The sequence below is a fragment of the Winogradskyella pacifica genome (assembly GCF_003386275.1).
Classification (GTDB): domain Bacteria; phylum Bacteroidota; class Bacteroidia; order Flavobacteriales; family Flavobacteriaceae; genus Winogradskyella; species Winogradskyella pacifica.
The window spans coordinates 581077-602020 of record NZ_QREI01000002.1; the positions used below are offsets into that span (position 1 = coordinate 581077).

The following is a 20944-nucleotide window of genomic DNA, read 5'->3' on the forward strand; positions in this document are numbered from 1 at the left end:
TTTATGGAACACATGATGTGCTGCGCAGTTTGCATCCAGGCAAATGCGATAGTATTCATGAACACCGATTTAATAAAATAGAAACCTAGTGAACTAAAATGAACAAATAAAAAGGCATCGCAAAACAAAAGCTCTACAATGCCAATTCTAATATTAAAACCAACCAAAATTACTCAGAAGCAAACGGATAATCCGTATACCCCTTTTTTCCAGGAGTATAAAACGTATCCTTATCCCATTCCGCTAATTCTAAATCCTGTTCAAAACGCTCCACTAAATCCGGATTAGAAACAAAAGGCTTACCATAAGCCACTAAATCCGCATCACCATCAACAAGGATTTCATTCCCTTTATCCTGATCAAAATTAGTGTTAACCATCAGCGTTCCATTATACAACGGACGAAAATGCTTAGCAATATCAGTTACAGCAAACGGTACATCAGAAACATCGGTAAACGGTTCGGACAAATGCACATAAGCCAAATTATAATCATTCAGTTTTTTAATAATATATTCAAACGTCGGAATGGTTTCTTCATCTACCGTAATGCCAAATAAGCCATGTAACGACGGATTAAAACGCACTCCAATTTTTTCTTGTGGAATCACGGTTTTCATAGCGTCTAGAACTTCAAAAAAGAAACGTGTTCTGTTTTCAATACTGCCGCCATAGTCATCTGTTCTGGTGTTAGAACAGCCATTAAAAAACTGCTGAAATAAATACCCATTAGACGAATGCAATTCAATACCATCAAAACCCGCTTCCACAGCGTTCGCAGCCGCATTTTTAAAATCGTTAACGGTACGTTTAATATCTCCAGCCGTCATCGCTTTTGGAGTTACGGTTTCCTTAAATCCGTTTGGAGTATAAGACTGCGCTTTGGGATTAATCGCAGACGCCGATACTGGCAATTCACCATCATGAAAATCGGGATGCGAAATACGGCCAACATGCCATAACTGAATAAATATAGTACCTCCTTTATCGTGGACACGTTTGGTCACCGTTTTCCACCCTTCCACTTGCGCTTTAGAGTGAATGCCAGGAGTATTAATATAGCCCACAGCTTCCTTAGAAACCTGAGAACCTTCTGTAATAATTAAACCTGCCGAAGCACGCTGTTCGTAATACAAACCTTGTAAATCGTCTGTAGCGACTTTTTCCTTGTTATCCGCACGACTACGCGTCATAGGTGCCATAACAATACGGTTTTTTAAAGTGATATTTTTATGATAGGGTGTTAATAAAGGTTGTATATCCATCGTATTTTTTACGTATTAATTTGAAGTATAAAGTTACGATTTTCAAACACCAATTTAGCGGATAAACAGCAATTAAGATAGATTTAACCTTTCCTAAACGCATCAATACTTTATTGTTATAAGTCAAGAGCTATAAGTTTTAACCCTTAAGTTTGAATCAATTTTAATGTGAACTAACATAGAAAGATTGATTAGAAATAAGAAGGAAGTAGACGCTAAAATATGTGGTGATAAATTTGGCAGATTAAGTAAAGGTTCTGGAAAAGACTAACTGTTAATCGTACACGTAAAATAGCCTAGCATCTCTGCAACAAAAACTTAGATCATAACAAAATAGACCATATCATTATGAATACATTTAAATTTAGTTCCATCTTATTTAGCACGTTACTATTAGTTTCGGCCTGCAAGGATGACGTTAATAGTAATCAAAATAATAATACTCCAAATACGGAAGGTATTGGATACGTAGAAACCGATGCGTCTCCTTCCGATATTTACGACAACATTATATCTCAGTTAAATAGTAATGAGAGCATTGGTATTATTGCAGAAGTTAATCATTCTGAAAATGCTCAGAACGTCGGTTTAGAATTAGATTTTACACGTACCGTATATTTTGGAAATCCGACACTAGGAACTCCACTAATGCAAAATAATAGTTCTGCCGGATTAGATTTACCACAACGCATTACCGTGTTTACTGATGAAAATGGAGATACCATTGTGGCATACAATTCAGTAGACTACTTAGTTAACAGACATAGTTTGAGTGATGTTTCAACAACAGATATGATAGCCAATGCACTTGTTAACATTGTAAATAGCGCAACAGAAAAAGATGTTGTTATAAATTCCTCTAGTCCCATATTAAACGACGGAATTATTTCTGTGACGAGTACGAACGACTTCAATACAACCTATAATCTAATTTTAGATACCTTAAACAGTTTAGACGCCGTGTCAGTTATCGCAGAGTTAGATCACCAAGCTAACGCACAAAGTGTTGCTATGGATTTATTACCTTCGAAGTTAATAATTTTTGGAAACCCGGCATTAGGAACACCGTTAATGTCAGAATCAAGAACTATCGCTTTAGACTTACCCCAAAAAATGTTGATTTATGAAAATAGTGATGGTGATGTGAATATAATATATAATAATCCATTTTATATAGGAGAAAGACATGGTATAACTGAAAATAACGACACATTAGAAATGATTTCTCAAGCCCTGCAAACCATATCGGATTCTGGGGCTTCGGCGAACTAAAATATATGTGAGCCAAAACCCTCATTTTGGTAAACATTGTGAAAAGCTTGTAAATACTTTATTTATGAGCTTTTTGCTTTTATAACATGAACTGTTTTTATGATGAGTTTCATTATTGATCGAAGAGCGCAACATTTTACAGAAATACATCTGAATGCAGATAGGAATCATTGGGACGTATTAATAACTTACAAATCAAACAAAGCATCCCAAGAAAGAAATAAAGAAATAAAGAAAGAAATCCAAAATATAAGTAAACAATCAAAACCCAAATTCCGACACGGTCGGAAGCAACGATTTTCAGAAATAATGAGCTAAGAATAAAGTTAATTTACACAATCAAGTATTGAAAATACAGGTCTTATAAAAACCTTGAATTACTAATGTATTGGCGAATGGCGCTTCAGCGATTTCCTAATAAATCGTTTTGATTTTTTGGTTCGTTTTGCATCAAGGCAAAATGAACGTATAAAAAAATATTAAAAATACGTCAGCTCAAGTCTCATGATATTTTTGTCGGGATGTATCGAGAACCTATTGAACCCAATTAAAAAATTATGAAATGAATAAAACTTTAAGATACTCAGTTTATAAATTAGATTCCGAAATCCACTCTTGAGGTATTAATTTCGTTCCTCCTCTCCATACTTCTATAACACTCTCCTTAAACTCATTATTATTTAATAATGCATGATCCATTACTATTATTTGAAAATTAGGACTTAATTCTTTTGCTACTTTATACATAAAATCAAACATTAATTTTACTGCCTTATCATCAGAAGAACCTTCTGAATCAATCTCTACTATATTAGGATTATTTTCAGGCGGATAATAAACCTGTGTTGGTTGATCTATAAATAAAAACCTTGGAACTGGTCTATCCTTATTTACAAAAGTTTTATGCAATGCCATTAATAAAAGTAAATGATATGCAACCCAATTAGCACCACTGCCAATCCCTCTGCTTAATGATATAGGTTTATCTTCAGTATCCACAATTAAATCAAGGTTTTTAATATCGAAACGTATTGGATTTCCTTGATATTCCACATCAATTAGATTTGACCATTCTGTCATTTGAAGATTAATTCTATTTAATATAGAATTCAATTTATCTTCATTAGATTCTTTATCAACTTTCATTAATAGATCGTCTATATCATCTTGAAGTACTTTAATATGTTTTTCTAGTTGCGATTTAGTTTCTTCTAAGTTAATATTCTCTAGAAATAAACTAACCCTTCCTATTACACGCCCTCGTCTGATATTTAAATCTCTTAAGGTACGAGCTTTGTCTTTTTGATTGTATAATGCCGTTATTCCTCTTTCTACTATTTCTAATTGATTCTGAAGTTGAATTTGGGAATCATCTAAGTTGTCCAAATATGTTTGTACCCTTGGACTCTCTTGTGTTGTGTTTTTTAAATCATTTCTAATTTCAAGAAGATTCGATTTAATATTCTCGATTGTAGGATTAGAAACCTCTATATGATTATCACATAAAGGACAAGTATTTATATCAACAGAATCTTCTTTATCATTAAAAAAACCAATAGATTCTAATCTAATTTCTTGTTGCCTAATCTCATTAGAATACTTACTTGCGGTTTTCATATAATGCTTAACAGCATTAATATCATCTTCTATCTTACCCAGTTTATGCTTGACTAACAACCTCTCTTCTATTAGTTTTTTAAGACCTGAATCATCTCCTTTAAAATCTATTTCCTTATACTCCCAGTCCTTTACACATAAAAGAATTCCGTAAGCTTCTTTAACAGATTTTGGATTTGTGTTTTTTTCTAAAAGACCAATCTCTTTGGCTTCTTCAATAAGAGAATAAGCTTTACTAACACCATCTTCTTTTAATTTTTCTTCTTCTCTCTTTTCTCTTGTTAATTGATTTAATAATCTTTTTTTCTTAGTTATTTCGCGTTCTATTTGTAAACTATCAGCATTAATTGCACCTAAAAAATAAGGCAAAGTATCCTTAATTGCCATTTTTACAAAAGAATCATCTTGCTTATAAAAGAGTTGATTAGGTTGTGCTATAACAAACTGTGGTTGAAAACTAAAGATACGAGCGTGTCTAAAATTTGCCTCTAATGGATCTCTAGATAATGAATCTGGAATATGTATATTTTCATTTATATTCAGTTTTTCTGAAAGAAAACTTTTTAAAAGAGAAGTATTAAAATTAGGTTGAAAATTTTCAACTAAAGGTAAATTTCTGTCAGTGTAGCTTCTTTCTATATAGATTTCATTAATTGTCAATTTGTTTTTTACATCAGGATTCAGTCTAGATATAAATACATTTTCATCTCCAAAAGTTATTACAATAGCAAAAAAGTTAGTTTTATCTCTAATAACCCCATCATAAATATTACAATTTTTTGATCCTAAACAATATTCGATGATTCCAACTAGGGCCGACTTCCCTGATTTCGACTCTCCTGTTATAATATTTAATGCTCCAGTATTGAAGTTTATGACCCTTGGTTCATCCTTTTTATTTTTACTATAAAGAATAATTTTTTTTATTTGCATTTTCGAAATCGTTTATGGTGTTATTCTTAAAAAAGAATACAATGTTTTAATATCTTCAGCTTTCGTTAACCACTTACCTAAAAATTCAGCTTTTCTTAATATTTCTTCTGCTTCCTCTATGCCTTCACCTTTAAATTTTTTCTTTTTAAATTTGGTAGTTTCTATCAAAGCTTTATCATTAAAAATAATTGCTTTTTGGTTTAGCAGAAACATTAATGCTTCTTTCGTGTATGGTTTCATATCCTTAACTCTATTTGGAAAATCAATAAATAGAGCATCTTTACTATCTATCCAAGTTAGTAAATGGTTACTTGTAGTATTTGGCAGTTGCTCTCTAGTTTCTTTATGCAAAACAATTGGTAATACTATAAAACAGAGAAGAAAAGTAGTTTGCTTTTCTGATTTATCATTATAAGCCTTTATAAATCTTCTCAAAATTTCACCACAAAATGCTGGATTCAGTAAATTTGCAAGTATGGCTGTACGGTCTCCCCATTCTTTAATCATAATAATTCTTCAAATTTTGGATGCCATCCTATTATTTTTTTATCTGATAGTATATGATAACTACCTCTTATTAAATACTCACTAGTAAAATTTTTCTTTATAAAAATCCTAGGCACTTTTTCTACAAAAAATGCTTTATAAAACACTTTACTCAACTCTATTAATTTTTCATCATTACTAATACCATCACATTCATCCTCTAAAAGAGCAAATAAAGTATTCCATTTTTCAACTAACTCTTTTTCATATGCTTCCTCTTCATTAATATTTATTAATTGCTCTCTAATCCATCTTGACCTCTGTTCATATGCTCGTCTAAAATCACTAATTGCATTTTTAACCAATCTTGATGCCGTTTTTAATGAGATTAACTCTAATTGTTTTATAAATATTTTGGTGCCTAACAACTCAGCTTCTTCATCTGTAATCTTAATTTCATCAAGAAAATCATTTGGTAAATTATCTTCTTTAAAAGAATTCGAAATATCTAAAATTGTAGAATGAAGCTGTTTATAAGTTATTTCAGGAATAAGTTCTGTTAGATGTTTTACGCCAAATACCATCCAATTACCAATTACTCGATCCGTAAGAAGATTGAGCTTATCAGTAAAAACAGATAGTCTTAATTCGTGTTTAATTTCTGTTATTAAGTCATTAACACTTAAAGAAGCGTCAATTATAGTAATATTATTGATTAATTTTTTTTGAATATCATCCGAAAGATTTAAAAATAAATCATAACTCTTTTTATTAGTTGTGCTATTGGAATTAATAGCAACATAAATTATTTTATCGAGTATCTCAGATTCAGTAAATAATGTTTCATTTCCATTTTTTGCTACATTGAAATAATTTAGAAAACTGGATTCAGAAATATTAGCTGTTGTAACTAAGGTAAACATCGTTTTATCTATGTCTATTCTATTCTCATTTATATTATCAACCCAAACTCTAATAGATTTCCAAAAATCTGGACTTGAATCACTAAGGTTTGCAATAGATTTGATATGTAATTTTGTTTGAACTAAATCTAATGAATCGTCAATTATTTCAACATCATCCAAGCATTCGATACGAACAGATGCTTCAATGTTTTTAGATTTAATTAATCTCAAAAGTGAATATAAAAATTGATAAAAATATCCTAATGCAGGTTCTTTAGCGGAAAAATCGGTTATGGTGTTATTCAAATTTTGTAAGTATTAAAACAATAAATATACTGAATTTTAATAAGTAATTTTTTACGGAATACCGTAAACGTCAAAAGATTAAAAATAAAAATATGGTTAATTAAAATCGTAGTCCATTCAAACCAAAAAAAAATTATAGAACCTCCAAAACATTAATTAACCATTAAATAAAACCTCTCTACTTGTCATTTCCCACTATTATTTAGACCTTCGCAAAAAAACAACCCAATGACAATATTTGTAGACATGGACGACGTGTTAGCCGACACTTACGGCAAACACATAGAATTATATAATAAAGAGCACCAGCAAGACTTACGCATGTCGCAAATTTCTTCGGGCGAAATATGGCATAATGTCCCAAAAGTACATCAAGAAAGTATTATGCAACACGCGTTACAACCTGGCTTTTTTAGAGATTTAAAACCTATTAAAGATAGTATATTGGTCATGGAAGCGTTGTATAATAGACATGAAGTTTATATTGCTACGGCAGCAACGCAGTTTCCAAATTCCTTATTAGAAAAGAGCGAGTGGTTAGATGAGCATATGCCTTTTATTACGTGGCAACACCGTATTATGTGTGGAGATAAGTTTATCTTAAATGGAGATGTTCTTATTGATGACAGGTCGTATAACTTAGAGAAGTTTCAAGGAGATACATTATTGTTTAATTCTCCTCATAATGTGAATGATACAGGCTACAACCGAGTGGCTACTTGGGAAGATATCGCAAAGCTTTTGCTTTAGAGAAAACCCAAAGTTTCACAACGAACTTCGTCGGGTTTACTTTGGGTTGAGCAATACAACTGCTTCTAAAGAATAAATCGATATTTGCAGCTGTACAATTAAAAGGATTAATGAGCTAATTGCTATAATGTTATGTTTGTGTAATGATAGATATAACTTCTTATCGAATACAAAAAACACGTTCATTATTGCGTAACGCATCCTCTCCTGCTTTGATGCATGCCATCAGTGAAACCGTAAGTTTATCAATTGCATGTAATATCGCAAGTACAATATTGTCATTATCAGCTTCAAAACTAATTGGTTGAAACGGTCGCCCTACAATATTAGTGCTTAATAAACACCTATTGCTGTGATCCCCTTCTTGTTTATTGTTTTCATTAGATAAATGAACGTCTATTTCTGCAATATGTATTTCATAATTCTCTAATCTACATTCAAATAATGCCGTAAGATAAGCCGTATCTTTTTCGCTAATATGTATGGTTTTATTAGAGTTAAGTTGCGTTGTATTAAATTGAATTCTCATGATCCTATATGTTTTAAAATGATTAAATTTTAAGTACTATTTTAATGGAGTCCGTGATATTGAATTCAAAGCCACACTAAAATAGTGATAGATATTTATGATAATTAAACTTAATTTGGAGTTTCATAGGAAGGGGTTTGGTTAAAATTATTAATTATAGGTTGTTATATTTCAACTAATATTAATGTAGTGAATCGCATACAGATTCTCGGTAAATTGAGGTTAAACTTGTGTTAAAGGGGAGCTATAAGAAAATGTGATAACTCCTATAAAATCAGCAAATTGAATAAGTGAAGGGATTTAAACTTTAGAAAATCGAGACAAAACCAATATCCTTGTTGCATTACAGCTTAAATATAATTTAGGTGGTACCGAATAAGGTGTGGTCTGGAGCGCAGAAAATCCTGAGTTAATCAGGATTTTCTGTTGTTTTAAAACGAGGAAGTTTTAGAACTTTAAATCGTTTAAGAAACTATTGACGTTTTCTTTTGTTTCACCTGTTTTCTTCTGAATTCGGCCAACAACTTCATCTTCTTTACCTTCTTGGTAATCTAGATCATCGTCAGTAAGTTCTCCCCATTTTTGTTTTAATTTTCCTTTAGCAATATTCCAATTGCCTTTTGCTTTATCTTGCCATGGTTTAGACATAATTTCTGTATTTTTAAGTTAATAAAGTAAATCACTTTGATCTACTACTGTAAATTTACAGCAAGTCTTAAACACCCATTAGCACAATCCATTAATAAATTGATGCAAAAAATAAAAGAAGGTAAAAAAGCATGATTTACACCATTATTGATGTTGAAACCACAGGACAAAGCAATCGCATGACTGAGATTTCAATTTTTAAATTTAACGGAGATACCGTAATAGACGAGTTTACATCACTAATAAATCCGGAAACTTATATTCCACAACATATTACAGCCCTCACCGGGATCGATGACCATATGGTTGCTGACGCTCCGCGATTTGCAGAGGTTGCAGACGATATTATAAACATTACTGAAGGAGCCATATTTGTGGCGCATAATGTTAATTTCGATTATAAAGTGATTAGTGGAGAATTCAGTAGAATTGGTTTAGAATTCAACAGAAAGAAACTCTGTACCGTTCGTTTATCACGACGCTTATTACCAGGACATCGGTCTTACAGTTTAGGGAAATTATGTAGTGCTTTAGAGATTAATTTGGTGGGCAGACACAGAGCCAGAGGCGATGCCGAAGCCACCACTGTTTTATTTGAATTACTATTACAACAACCTGAAGCTTCAGATGTTTTTAAGGAATTTTTAAACAAGAATTCTAAAGAAGCCACCTTACCTCCTAACCTACCCAAAGAAACGTTTGAAGCCTTGCCAGATACCGCAGGCATCTATTATTTTAAGGATAAAAAAGGAACCGTCATTTATGTCGGTAAAGCCATAAACATTAAAAAAAGAGTACTCAGCCATTTTTACAGTAAAACAAAGAAGGCGCAAGATATGGTGAGAGAAACGCGCGATATCGATTTTGAATGCTCAGGTAGCGAATTAATTGCATTGCTAATGGAAGATGCTGCCATTAAACATCATTTCCCCGTGCACAATAAAGTCGCGAAACGTACCATACAGTCCTTTGCCATATTCTCGTATGAAGACCGAAAAGGAATTCTGCATTTAGCAAGCAATAAAGGCCGTTTAGTGCCTAATCCTATCGTTACACTATTTAGCATAAGAGAAGTGCGTGCCTATTTAGAAAAGATGTGTGAGAAGCATAACTTATGTCCTAAATACTGTCATTTACAAGAATCGGTTTCAGAATGTTCGCATTTTAGCATCAAAAACTGTAAAGGGATTTGTAAAGATGAAGAAACTGTGGAAGATTACAATAATAGGGTTCTTGAGGCTATTCATGATATGTCGGATCAAAAGAGTGACATCATTGTAAGAGAAAAAGGCAGAAATGATAATGAGGAAGCCTTCGTTATGGTGAAAAATGGCGACTATTTAGGTTATGGTTTTGTTGATAAAGAAGAGACTATAAACCACATTGATGATTTAGACACGTTCCTGATTCCTCAGAAAAACAATATGGATATTCAGAAGATTTTGAGATCGCGTTTGTTGGATTTGTAGTTGGTTAGTTTTTGGTTGATGGTTTTTGATTGTTGGTGTTCTCGATACGTTTTTCGCGCACTCAAAACACTCAAACTGACATAAAATCTCTATTACAAAAGAAAACAGCACCATAAAAGCGCTGTTCTCCATTCAGAAAAATAAGATATCTATAGCGTTAGGGAAATAGATTTCGATTTATTTTCCTTCTTTAGGGTTATAACGTAAGTAATCTCTGCTCCATTAGTATGCTCATAATTAACAGTGCAGCTGCTATTAAGAAACGCCCATCCCGGATAATCTTTTGCTAGTTGACTGCTTATTGTTAATGGAATTCGTACATCTTCGTAGTATTCTTCAGAACTCAAAATAACACCTTTAGTATCATAAATGGCAGTGATAGAATTGTCGTTAGATTGAAAATTAACAGTATACGTCATAGACTTGTTCTTACTATAAACAGGATCTTTTGAGACATCAAAATCGGCAGCTACTTTTTGTAATTTCTTAATAGAAACCGCTAAAGGTTGCGCTGCTGTAAGTTCTAAATTTAAATACTGTTCGTTGAGAACAGAAATGGAACGCGGTGTATAGTCCTTGTCGTTAAACTGAGACGTTTCCATTGCTAAATCATTTTGCGCTGAACTAAGGTTGGCAAGTCCTAAAAAAATTAAACCAAGAAGACATGTTTTCATAAGTGATACGGTTTTAGAGTGGTACTTAATAATTAAAGTGGTAATAGCATTATTCTAAATAAACACGTTGTATAAATAGAACACTGCTAAAGTAAAAGTTAAGTAAGGCACAACCGCATAATCGATATAGACCACTGATGTACAGGCGATAGACATTTAATAGACAGCTTTGTAATTTGAATTATAATTGCCTAATAATAAAAGACTTATAGATTTTGAATAAAGAAATCCAAATCCGTTTCTTCAGAGAGTTGAAGTTTTTTTCTTAGGCGATAACGACTGGTGTTTAAGGACGCTAAGGTGATATTTTGAAGGGTAGCAATACTTCGACTTTCAATTTTTAATCGAATTAACGAGCACAGTCTAATCTCGTTTTTGCTTAAATTTGGATAGCGCTTTGTTAATTTACTGTAAAACGCATCGCTCAGTTTATCTAAGCGCTCAAAAAATTCTTGCGTATCGCTATCAACGCTTATTTTATTTGAAATGGCTAAATCGAGTTCATTAATTAATTCCGGACGCGCTTCAGAATTTGCTTCTTTTATAACTTCTAATTGGTCGGCGAGCGACTTAGCCCAATCCTGATCTTGCGTGAGTTTAATGGCAAAATCAGACAAATCGCGTTCCTTAGATTTAATCTCAGAATTAAGCTGTTCTACCTTTAAGGCAGAGTTTTCAAGTAGTTGTTCGGCTAATAACTGTTTGTTCTTAGCATTTATAAGGTGTTGTCGTCTACTAATAATTAGTGAAACTAAGACAATTATAAAAATCGAAGACAAAAGTCCTATAAACCAAAGTTTAGCACGTTGGTTTTTAATCATGTTTTCCTTTTGAATCCGGTCGATTTTAAAATTTAATTCAATTTTATCTATCGTAATATCATTCAATTCCTCTTGCCATTTTTTGTCAGCATGATTCAATATCGTTTGAAGACTGTCCGAAATATGTTCAATTTGCTTAACAGTTGTATATGCCGCTGGAATATTAGTTTTAGCACGCAAGAGTACTTCTTTAGCTCTTAAATATTCTAATTTAGAACTAGAGCTCAGATTATTCTTGCTTTCTTGAAGCTTTATGATGCTGTCTAAGAAATTCAAAGTGCGCTGTGCTGCCTCTAGTTTGTTTAAATGTGTATTGGTCATCACCAATTGCGATCCGGCACTAATTAACCGTGGAATGTCATTTTCTAACGTTTCTTCGTTAATGGCTGTTTTAAAAAAATCAAAATTTTGCTGATATAAGGCCTGGGCTTTTTCATAATCCTCTTGGTCGGTATAAATATCAGCAATATTATCGCGTATACTTCCATTTAAAGTGTGCTTAGGGAATTTAGACGTTGTAAGTGCATAAGCACGTTTAAAGAAATACATGGCAGAATCAAGGTCTTTCTTGTGCCAATAAAAAAAGAGTCCATAATTATTTATGGATGATGGATGGTAAATATAATTCAGGTTCTTAGAAAACGATATATTCACTTTGTGCTGAATTGCGGCGCTATCTAATAAACCTAGCTTAGCATAATTTTCAGCAAGTATACTTCGAGCATAACTACGCATCTCCATAAATTTGTTGCGTTCTGTTAGGCTTAGTTCAGTTTCATGAGCTTCATAATACTTAAAAAAGTCAAGATATGATTTTATAGATTCCTTCGGGAAACCCACTTCTCTAAACCAATTTCCAGAATGCAAATAACTGTCTAAAACGAATTTTGCATGCCCTTCAATATGATTTAAGAGATCTAAACGTTTAAAATGAAGTGATAAATAGCGCTGCATTTCAGCATCAGAAAACGAGACGCGTCGATACGTTTTTATATCATTTTCAGGAAACACAGATGCCATGGAATCAGTAATCTGTTCGTACTGTTTAAAATAGGTATCACTAGTAAGCGTGGTAGTTTGTGACCACAATGGAAAAATTACTACGGCGAAAAAAAACAAGAATGACGTATAATACTTAAGCATTAATTATCAATAAGTTAGACAGGTCTAAATATACTTATTTTTTAAGGACCTATGACAGATACTTTTTCAAAGCGAATCCTTAAAATAAATCCCCCATGCGCACACTCGGGTCATAAGCGTATCTTAAGCGGGTCATAAGCGGGTCATAAGCGGGTGATAAGCGGGTTCGCTATTGAAAATTCTTACATCATTATATAATGTATCGATTTAAGCTACAATTTACCGTTCAACATATACTAGGCTTCTTTTCGCAATACAGCTAAAGGAGAACTACTTAATACCGATCGTATATTACTTAAGCCAATAGCCATTACTAACACTGTTATACCTGGTAAAATCACTAAAAAAGGAATCATTGACGGAGCAAAAGGTTCATTAAATACTAATAATGCCAAACAAAGACTACTAATTAAGGCTAATAGAATACCGACTAAACTACCTAACAATCCTAAAAACAAGTATTCTAAAGCTGAAATTTTTAGAATCTGTGCATTTTTAGCGCCAAGGGTTCGCAACAAAACACTCTCTTTTATACGCTGGTACTTGCTCGTTCGAACAGAACCTATTAATACAATAATACCAGTGATTATACTGAAGAACGCCATAAAATTAATAACCCAAGACACTTTGTCTAGAATATCTTCTACGATAGTATACACCTGACGTAAATCTATAATGGACACATTAGGGAATTCGGCCACTAAATCGCGTTGTAATGCCGCAGAACTAGCTTCATCAGCTGCATTTGTAGAAATAACACGAAATTGTGGTGCTTGCTCAAGTGCTCCAACAGGAAATACAAAATTAAAATTAGGCTGTAATTGTCTCCAGTCTACTTTCCGTATACTACCCACTGTAGTTTCCATAAGAACACCTTGCACATTAAACGTAATGTTATCACCAATATCTATACCGTCTTCCACAAGGTTGTCTGCTATAGAAACTAGTATAGGTGCATTAGGAGTGGTGTGCGATGTCCATTCACCTTCCAAGAGTTCTTCAGAATCTATCATGGCATCGCGATACGTGCTTCTAAATTCATGATTTAATATCCAATTCCGCATTTGTTTGGTAGAGTCTTGGCGTAAGTCATTTGCTAAGCGACCTTTTATTTTATGAATACGCATCGTCACAATCGGAATGCTATTTACAACAGGTAAATCTTTCGCTTTAATACGCGCTTCAACAGTGTCTTGCTGATCCGATTGCACATCTAAAATGATAATATTAGCATTACTAGAGCTCTGCCCTACTTCGGTTTTTGCTAATAGAATATCTTTCGTAAAATACAAAGTGCTAATTAAGCAGGTTCCCAAACCAATAGCAACCACTAAAACAACGGTTTGGTTATTGGGTCTGAATAAATTGAGTAAACTTTGGCGTGCGGCAAAACCCCATCGTTTTGGGAAATAAGTTTTAATCCCCTTAATAAATAGCAAGGCAACCCCTGTTAACACCGCAAAAGCAACTAAAGTGGCTAGCATAAACCCTAAGGCATACAGCGCATCGCCTAATAACCAAAATGAAAACAAGAATAGAAAAATTAAAACTGCGGCAATCACTGCCACACGAACTTTAAAGGGTTCTTGAGCTCCTTTTTCATCCACGCGCAATACTTCTAATGGCGAGACATACCACGTTCTAAGTAAGGGTAATAGGGCAAATAAAACGGACATAAATAATCCTAGAAAAACACCAATAAGTATGGGTTGTGCAGAAATTGAAATTTCAACCGAAAATGGTAAAAAGTCTTTTAATAAATAGGGAAACAATTCTTGGATACCAATACCAATTAGTGCTCCAATTAATCCACCAACGATACCAATACCAGCGATTTGAATTAAGAAAATCAAGAAGCTTTGCATGCGTGAGGCTCCCATGCATTTTAAAACTGCGATAGCACTTAATTTCTCTTTAATATAAATATGAACAGAGCTCGCAATTCCAATACATCCCAATAATAAGGCAATAAAAGCGGCTAGATTTAGGAATTTACCAACGTTATCATAGCGTTTTCCTAAACGTTCACTGGTACTTGTATGCGTGTCTAAATCTGCTTCCTCCTTTTTTAACTGAGGATCTATAATTTTTTCAAACGCTTCTAAGTTAAAAGTTTCAGCCGTTTTATAGAAAAACTGATATTCTTTACGACTCCCAAACTGTATGAGTCCTGTCGCTTCCATTAAAGCATAAGGCATAATAATCGGAGGTGCTACAGATGTTGAAATGGCTGTGCTGCCAGGAATCGCTTTTAAAGATCCTAAAATAGGTAGTGTTATGGCTCCTACTTTAATAGAATCACCCGGTTTTACATCAAATTGAAGCATTAAAGTGGCATCAACTAATGCTCCACCTAAATCTTGATAAGTATCTGCAGCAGAGCTTGGTTCTGTGTCAATGCTTCCATAAAAAGGAAAGGCGCCATCTAAACCACGCACCTTAACCAATTTAGTGCCTCCATTCTTAGGAAAAGCAATCATCGATACAAAGTTGATTTCTTTAGCATCGGGTTGTAGGGAATCTATAATTATTTGTGCGCGTTCCGTTGGTTCTTGCCGAGTATCTATCGTATAATCCGCACCCATTAAGGCTTTCGATTGAAGCTTTATATTATCTTTCAGATTATTACTAAATAATTGAATGGATACGACTGCAGCGATACCCAATATAATGGATGCCATAAATAACAATAATCGTACACGGCTCGCTTTAGCATCTCTCCATGCCATTTTAAACAACCAGGTGGTATTTTTACTCATCTATAAATGGATTATTACTGTACCGCTGTACGTTCGTTGGTTAAAATTTTACCACCTTTAAGTCGTAATATTTGTTGCGTTCGGTAGGCTAAATCCAAATCGTGTGTAATAATCACCAAAGTGGTTCCGGCTTCTTTATTTAAATCAAATAATAATTGAATTACTTTTTCGCCAGTTTCCTCGTCTAAATTTCCTGTTGGTTCGTCAGCAAATAAAATAGATGGCGCATTAGCAAAGGCTCTCGCTAAAGCCACTCGTTGCTGTTCTCCACCAGACAGTTGTGATGGATAATGATGTACACGATCTGCTAAACCTACCTTTTCTAATAAAGCCAAACTATTTTTAACAGCATCCTTAGAACCTTGTAACTCTAAAGGCACACTCACATTTTCAAGCGCTGTAAGTGTTGGTAATAATTGAAAATTCTGAAATATAAAGCCCACATTTTTATTTCGCAATTGAGCGCGTTGGTCTTCATTTAGGGTATTTAAGTCTTGTCCACAAAGTTCTATGGTACCAGAATTGGGTTGGTCTAAACCAGCACATAAGCCTAATAAGGTCGTTTTCCCGCTTCCGGAGGGTCCAACAATAGAAAAAGTTTGTCCTTTCTCTACGTTGAATGAAATGTTTTGTAAGACTGTTAATTGTTTGTTACCGCTAGAATATGTCTTTTCTAGGCCATTAATCTTTAATATATTTGGCATACTAATTTTAATTTATAAGACCATTTATGTCGAAGGCTCAAAATACTCATTTGCTTTTAAATTTGCCAATCTCAACAGCTTCTAAACTCTTAAAGTTTTGTTATTTTATAACAGCCTTTTTATTGGTTTCTTGCGGTGATAATAAAACAGAGAAAACGACAGAAACCCTGTCTGAAATACAAACAGAAGAAACAGTCGCGACAGATTCTAATACAAAAACCATTTTGTGCTTTGGAGATAGTATCACTGCTGGTTATGGACTAGATGATACTAATGATGCATTTCCGAGTGTTTTACAACAGAAAATAGATGCGTTAGACTTAAATTATACGGTTATTAACTCAGGATTAAGTGGTGAAACCACAGCTGGTGGTAAAGGACGAATCGATTGGATTTTAAATCAAAGCATCGATATCTTTTTATTAGAATTAGGTGCTAATGATGGTTTGCGAGGTGTACCACTTTCAGAAACAAGAGCAAATCTACAAGATATTATCGATAGTGTAAAAAAGAAAAGTCCAGACACCACAATTATCCTTGCAGGCATGCAGTTGCCACCCAATATGGGACAAGATTACACGACGGGATTCAAACAAATTTTTTCAGATTTAGCAGAAAAAAATGACTTAGAATTTGTTCCTTTTATATTGAAAGATGTTGGAGGTATTAAAGCCCTCAACCAGAATGATGGAATTCATCCAACGGTTGAAGGTCATAAAATAGTAGCTAATACAGTTTGGGAGGTTTTAGGTCCTTTAGTTAAATCTTAGATAATACTAACGCGTACTTTCTTTTTCTTTAGTCGTGTATTGTTTAAGTTGTCGACTAAATCATCGGCAATGCTAACAGGCACGGCAACAAAAGCACAGTCTTGTTTCAATTCTATAACACCAAGCTGATCTTTAGAGATGTTCCCTTGTTTAAAGAATAGACCCGCAATATCACCTTTAGAGATTTTATCTTTTCGACCACCAGAAATAAATAAGGTCGTCCAAAATGGAGGTTTTATTTCTTTGGCAGCATTAACTCGGATGGTTTGAGATTTCCCTACAAAATCAGGAAACACTTCGCGCTCTCCTTTTATTAAATACGCTGTTCCTTTAGAATTTACTCTGGCCGTTCTACCATTTCGATGTGTGTATTCTTGAACAGCTTCGGGCATTTCATAATGAATAATATAATTCATCTCTGGAATATCAATACCACGTGCGGCTAAATCACTTGCAACAAGTACAGATACACTTCCGTTTCGTAATTTTATTAATGCACGTTCGCGATCATGCTGTTCCATACCACTGTAAAAACAAGTGTGTGCAATATTCTTTTTCTCTAAAAAACGACTTAAATCTTCAAGGCGTTCTTTTTTATTACAAAATACAATCCCAGGATCACTACCAACATGATGTAATAAATCGACTAAAGTATTGTGTTTATTAGCTGAAGGTGAAATGACGGTTTTAATTTCGAGCTTAGAACTTGGCCTTTCAGATAGAAAGTTTAAGGTCTTGGCTCCGTCCATTTTCAAATACTTAGGAATCGATGCTCCTTCTGTCGCAGAAGTTAAAATACGCTTATTTACATTAGCCAAATAACTCATTATATTTTTCATTTCCCCACCTGCTCCTACTTCAATTGAAATATCAAACTCATCAATAACTAAGGTTTTGATGAATTTGGTGGTAAAACGAGCTTGTTCAAAATGATCTGCCAAACGTCCTGGTGTTCCAATTAAAATGGCAGGTGTATGTTTTAATTCTATTTTATCTTTTGAAATAGCACGACCTCCATAAATAGCATTGGCTTTATAACCCGATCCCATATTACGAACAACCGTTTCAATTTGAATGGCTAATTCTCTAGAGGGTACGATAATTAAGGCTTGTACTTCTTCACATTCTGGATCTAAGGTTTCTAAAAGCGGTAATAAAAAGGCTAATGTTTTTCCTGTTCCTGTTGGTGATAATAATATTGTTTTATCGTTAGCTTCAATTGCTGCTAAAGCGGACTCTTGCATTGCATTAAGCGCGTAAATGTTTAATTTCTCAAGAATATCTTGTTGTGCTTTAATATTATTCGCCATAACTATTTTTTCTTTTTCTTAGGTTTAGAATCCTCTGATTTCTGGACTCCTAAAGTTGTTTGTGCCAATTGATTCGCTAATACTTTCTCAATTAACTCTTCTTTTGTTAAATGATGAAATACGGTTCTGACGTCTTTTCTTAACTGCTCAGAAATGGTGCGATTAGGTTTGGTCTTAAATATTTTCTTAGCCCATAATAAGGCTTTGTTTTCTTCAATACTTTGCGCATCTGCTTTTTTGTATTCCTTAAATGAAATACCTAATTCATCTTCAAAATCAGCAATATCAATAACTTCTTCTTGCTGTAAAATAGTTAACGCTAGCCCCTTTGCTCCTGCTCTAGCTGTTCTACCACTTCTATGTACGTAAGCATCGTAAGTGTCTGGTAAGTGATAATTAATCACATATTCCACATCTTTAATATCTAATCCACGAGACGCTAAATCTGTGGCTACTAAAATATCAATATGGCCTTCTCTAAATTGTCCCATAATCCGATCGCGAATACCTTGCGATAAACTACCGTGAATGGCACCAGAAGAGAATTTATTAATGGCTAAGTTTTTAGCTAATTTATTGACAGCAGCTTTCGTTTTACAGAAAATAATACCACGTTGTCCTGCTTTAGAGTTTAAGAAATGCAATAAAACATCTAATTTCTCTATAGGCTCAACCACCACAAACTGATGATCTATACCTTGATGCCCAACAGTTGCCATATCGGCTTCTATATGCACCACATGTTTAGACATGTAATTTTGAACCAGTTGTTTTATGGTCCCTGGCATCGTCGCTGTAAACAATAACGTACGTCTCTTTTTGGGGATTTCTTTTATAATAGCATCGAGTCCGTCTTTTAGAGCACTAACCATTTCATCGGCTTCATCTAAAATGAAATAAGAAATCTTAGAGATGTCAACGGCATTTCGTTTTACTAAATCTGCTAAACGACCTGGCGTTGCTACAACGATATGAGTATTACTTTGTAAACGTTCGATTTGTGGTTTTATAGGCACTCCCCCACAGACTGTAGCTATAGAGATTTCAGGTATATACTTTGCAAACGATTCTAAGTTAGCACTAATTTGCTGACCTAATTCTCTTGTTGGAGCTAAAATTACAGCTTGAATATTAGAATCATCTACATTGATGAGTTGTATTAATGGTAGTCCGAATGCCGCAGTTTTACCAGTTCCTGTTTTGGCTAAAGCAACCACATCATCAGTTTGTTGCAATACCACAGGAATTGTTTTTTCTTGAATATCGGTTGGAACTGAAATTTGTAAATCAGCTAAACCATTTTGTAGCTGTTCATTAATTCCTAAATCGGAAAAACGTTTGGACATAAAAAAAATATTTTTGCAAAGGTAAGAATACCGTTCTTGGTATTAGAATAAAAAAAGACGTTACAAAATTAAAGTTGAATTAACAAAAATAGCCTGTAAGCACTATAAAGTCTCAACAATTCTCATTCAAAGTTTAAAATGAGAAGCGTTCTGTAAATTATGCAACAAAAAAACCATCAATTAAGATGGTTATGTAGAATATAATTGGTTCGTAATTATTTTACAACACGAACATTAGTAGCTATCAAACCCTTTTTACCTTTTTCGATATTAAAAGTAACTTTATTTTTCTCTCTTATTTTACCTACAACATTAGTAGTATGAACAAAGATCTCTTCTTTAGAATCGTCGAGCGTTATAAATCCAAATCCTTTTTTTGCATTAAAAAACTTAACGACACCTTCTTTTGTCTCGCTTTCTTTGTTAAGATTAAATAATTTATTTATGAAATTTCTAATCATCGTTCTGTCTTAAATTTTTATTTATAGATTTCAAAAGCAATATCATATTATTATAATCACTTTCATTAATTAATTGCAAAAATAGTATAAATAATAGATTTAGTAAGAAAGTCTTAATATATAGTTGTTTTCTTCTAATTTTTCATTTTAATGAATGTTTGAATTTATATCTTTACAAGCTCAATACTTAGCCTCACATTACTTGGAACAAATAAAAGCATACTTAGATCAAATAGCAGCAATATCGCAAGCAGATTGGGACTTTTTTACGTCCAAATTGCAACGCCATGTGATAAAGAAGAAGGCTGTTTTTTTACAGGTAAATGAGATTGAGAATCATATTTCTTTTATTGAGTCTGGTGTTGTCCGTTTATTTATTCCTAAGGAAAATCCAAATAAAGAAATCACCTTTGGCTTTAGTTTTAAAGATCAATTTGTTAGTGCTTATGATTCGTTCTTAACACAAACACCTTCGGCATATCAATTACAAGCGCTTACGGAGACAACGTTATTACGCATGACCTATTCTGATTTACAAGAGGTTTATAAAAATACACAAATCGGAAATTTAGTTGGACGATTAACAGCAGAGCGTCTTTTTTTGTTAAAATCTAGTCGCGAACAAAACTTATTGAATCTAACTGCTGAAGAACGGTATTTAAAACTATTTAAGGAACGTCCAGAGCTACTTAAAATAATTCCTCTTAAATATATCAGTTCATACATTGGTGTCACTGCACAGGCCTTAAGTAGAATTAGAAAACGCGTTTAGTTATC

At 33.4% G+C, this 20944-nt stretch carries 18 protein-coding genes; 5 read left to right on the forward strand and 13 right to left on the reverse strand.

What is annotated here, in order from left to right:
- Positions 1 to 169 precede the first annotated feature (169 nt).
- Positions 170 to 1264: an alkene reductase gene (locus DFQ09_RS06800; protein WP_115808894.1), complete on the reverse strand. Its 1095-nt coding sequence runs from the start codon at positions 1262 to 1264 to the stop codon at positions 170 to 172.
- Positions 1265 to 1612: 348 nt separating this feature from the next.
- Here DFQ09_RS06800 and DFQ09_RS06805 point away from each other — a divergent pair, with 348 nt between their 5' ends.
- On the forward strand, positions 1613 to 2536 hold the full coding sequence (locus DFQ09_RS06805; protein ID WP_115808895.1) for a DUF302 domain-containing protein: 924 nt from the start codon (positions 1613 to 1615) through the stop codon (positions 2534 to 2536).
- Positions 2537 to 3124: 588 nt separating this feature from the next.
- Here DFQ09_RS06805 and DFQ09_RS06815 read toward each other — a convergent pair.
- From DFQ09_RS06815 to DFQ09_RS06825, 3 genes are read right to left on the reverse strand one after another with little or no spacing between them, the layout of a single operon-like run.
- Positions 3125 to 5086, reverse strand: a complete 1962-nt coding sequence (locus DFQ09_RS06815) for a DUF3732 domain-containing protein (protein ID WP_115808897.1) — start codon at positions 5084 to 5086, stop codon at positions 3125 to 3127.
- 12 nt (positions 5087 to 5098) lie between these two features.
- Positions 5099 to 5593 carry a three component ABC system middle component gene (locus tag DFQ09_RS06820; protein WP_115808898.1) on the reverse strand — a complete coding sequence of 165 codons (495 nt, stop codon included), beginning with the start codon at positions 5591 to 5593 and terminating at the stop codon, positions 5099 to 5101.
- Complete coding sequence (locus tag DFQ09_RS06825) at positions 5590 to 6783, reverse strand: ABC-three component system protein (RefSeq protein ID WP_115808899.1); 1194 nt, start codon at positions 6781 to 6783, stop codon at positions 5590 to 5592. The genes DFQ09_RS06820 and DFQ09_RS06825 overlap by 4 nt, the downstream gene beginning before the upstream one ends.
- 228 nt (positions 6784 to 7011) lie before the next feature.
- Here DFQ09_RS06825 and DFQ09_RS06830 point away from each other — a divergent pair, with 228 nt between their 5' ends.
- Positions 7012 to 7533 carry a 5' nucleotidase, NT5C type gene (locus DFQ09_RS06830; protein ID WP_115808900.1) on the forward strand — a complete coding sequence of 174 codons (522 nt, stop codon included), beginning with the start codon at positions 7012 to 7014 and terminating at the stop codon, positions 7531 to 7533.
- A gap of 160 nt (positions 7534 to 7693) precedes the next feature.
- Here the strand turns inward: DFQ09_RS06830 and DFQ09_RS06835 are convergent, their stop codons facing one another.
- The gene (locus tag DFQ09_RS06835; protein WP_115808901.1) at positions 7694 to 8062 is read right to left on the reverse strand and encodes a hypothetical protein; all 369 of its coding nucleotides are present in this window, start codon (positions 8060 to 8062) and stop codon (positions 7694 to 7696) included.
- A gap of 447 nt (positions 8063 to 8509) precedes the next feature.
- On the reverse strand, positions 8510 to 8710 hold the full coding sequence (locus tag DFQ09_RS06840; protein WP_092467835.1) for a CsbD family protein: 201 nt from the start codon (positions 8708 to 8710) through the stop codon (positions 8510 to 8512).
- Between the two features lie 131 nt (positions 8711 to 8841).
- Between DFQ09_RS06840 and DFQ09_RS06845 the strand changes: the two genes are divergently transcribed.
- Positions 8842 to 10179, forward strand: a complete 1338-nt coding sequence (locus tag DFQ09_RS06845; RefSeq protein ID WP_115808902.1) for an exonuclease domain-containing protein — start codon at positions 8842 to 8844, stop codon at positions 10177 to 10179.
- Positions 10180 to 10328: 149 nt separating this feature from the next.
- Here the strand turns inward: DFQ09_RS06845 and DFQ09_RS06850 are convergent, their stop codons facing one another.
- The 4 genes from DFQ09_RS06850 to DFQ09_RS06865 form a co-directional block, all read right to left on the reverse strand.
- Positions 10329 to 10853, reverse strand: a complete 525-nt coding sequence (locus tag DFQ09_RS06850; RefSeq protein WP_115808903.1) for a hypothetical protein — start codon at positions 10851 to 10853, stop codon at positions 10329 to 10331.
- 206 nt (positions 10854 to 11059) lie between these two features.
- On the reverse strand, positions 11060 to 12817 hold the full coding sequence (locus DFQ09_RS06855) for a transcriptional regulator (RefSeq protein WP_115808904.1): 1758 nt from the start codon (positions 12815 to 12817) through the stop codon (positions 11060 to 11062).
- Positions 12818 to 13053: 236 nt separating this feature from the next.
- Positions 13054 to 15546 carry an ABC transporter permease gene (locus tag DFQ09_RS06860; RefSeq protein WP_115808987.1) on the reverse strand — a complete coding sequence of 831 codons (2493 nt, stop codon included), beginning with the start codon at positions 15544 to 15546 and terminating at the stop codon, positions 13054 to 13056.
- Between the two features lie 44 nt (positions 15547 to 15590).
- A complete protein-coding gene (locus DFQ09_RS06865) occupies positions 15591 to 16280 on the reverse strand; it encodes an ABC transporter ATP-binding protein (RefSeq protein ID WP_115808905.1) in 690 nt (229 codons plus the stop codon).
- 26 nt (positions 16281 to 16306) lie between these two features.
- On the opposite strand from DFQ09_RS06865, the gene DFQ09_RS06870 reads away from it, so the two are divergent.
- Entirely contained in the window at positions 16307 to 17050 is a 744-nt protein-coding gene (locus DFQ09_RS06870) for an arylesterase (RefSeq protein WP_115808906.1), read from the forward strand.
- Here DFQ09_RS06870 and DFQ09_RS06875 read toward each other — a convergent pair.
- From DFQ09_RS06875 to DFQ09_RS06885, 3 genes are all read right to left on the reverse strand, one after another.
- Positions 17047 to 18360, reverse strand: coding sequence for a DEAD/DEAH box helicase (locus DFQ09_RS06875; protein ID WP_115808907.1), 1314 nt, complete (start codon positions 18358 to 18360; stop codon positions 17047 to 17049). The two genes, DFQ09_RS06870 and DFQ09_RS06875, sit on opposite strands and share 4 nt — an antisense overlap.
- A 2-nt stretch (positions 18361 to 18362) precedes the next feature.
- Positions 18363 to 19706 (reverse strand): DEAD/DEAH box helicase, encoded by a 1344-nt coding sequence (locus DFQ09_RS06880; protein ID WP_115808908.1) that lies wholly within the window; start codon positions 19704 to 19706, stop codon positions 18363 to 18365.
- Between the two features lie 215 nt (positions 19707 to 19921).
- Positions 19922 to 20167, reverse strand: coding sequence for a cold-shock protein (locus tag DFQ09_RS06885; RefSeq protein WP_115808909.1), 246 nt, complete (start codon positions 20165 to 20167; stop codon positions 19922 to 19924).
- Positions 20168 to 20369: 202 nt separating this feature from the next.
- On the opposite strand from DFQ09_RS06885, the gene DFQ09_RS06890 reads away from it, so the two are divergent.
- Complete coding sequence (locus DFQ09_RS06890) at positions 20370 to 20939, forward strand: Crp/Fnr family transcriptional regulator (RefSeq protein WP_115808988.1); 570 nt, start codon at positions 20370 to 20372, stop codon at positions 20937 to 20939.
- Positions 20940 to 20944 lie beyond the last annotated feature (5 nt).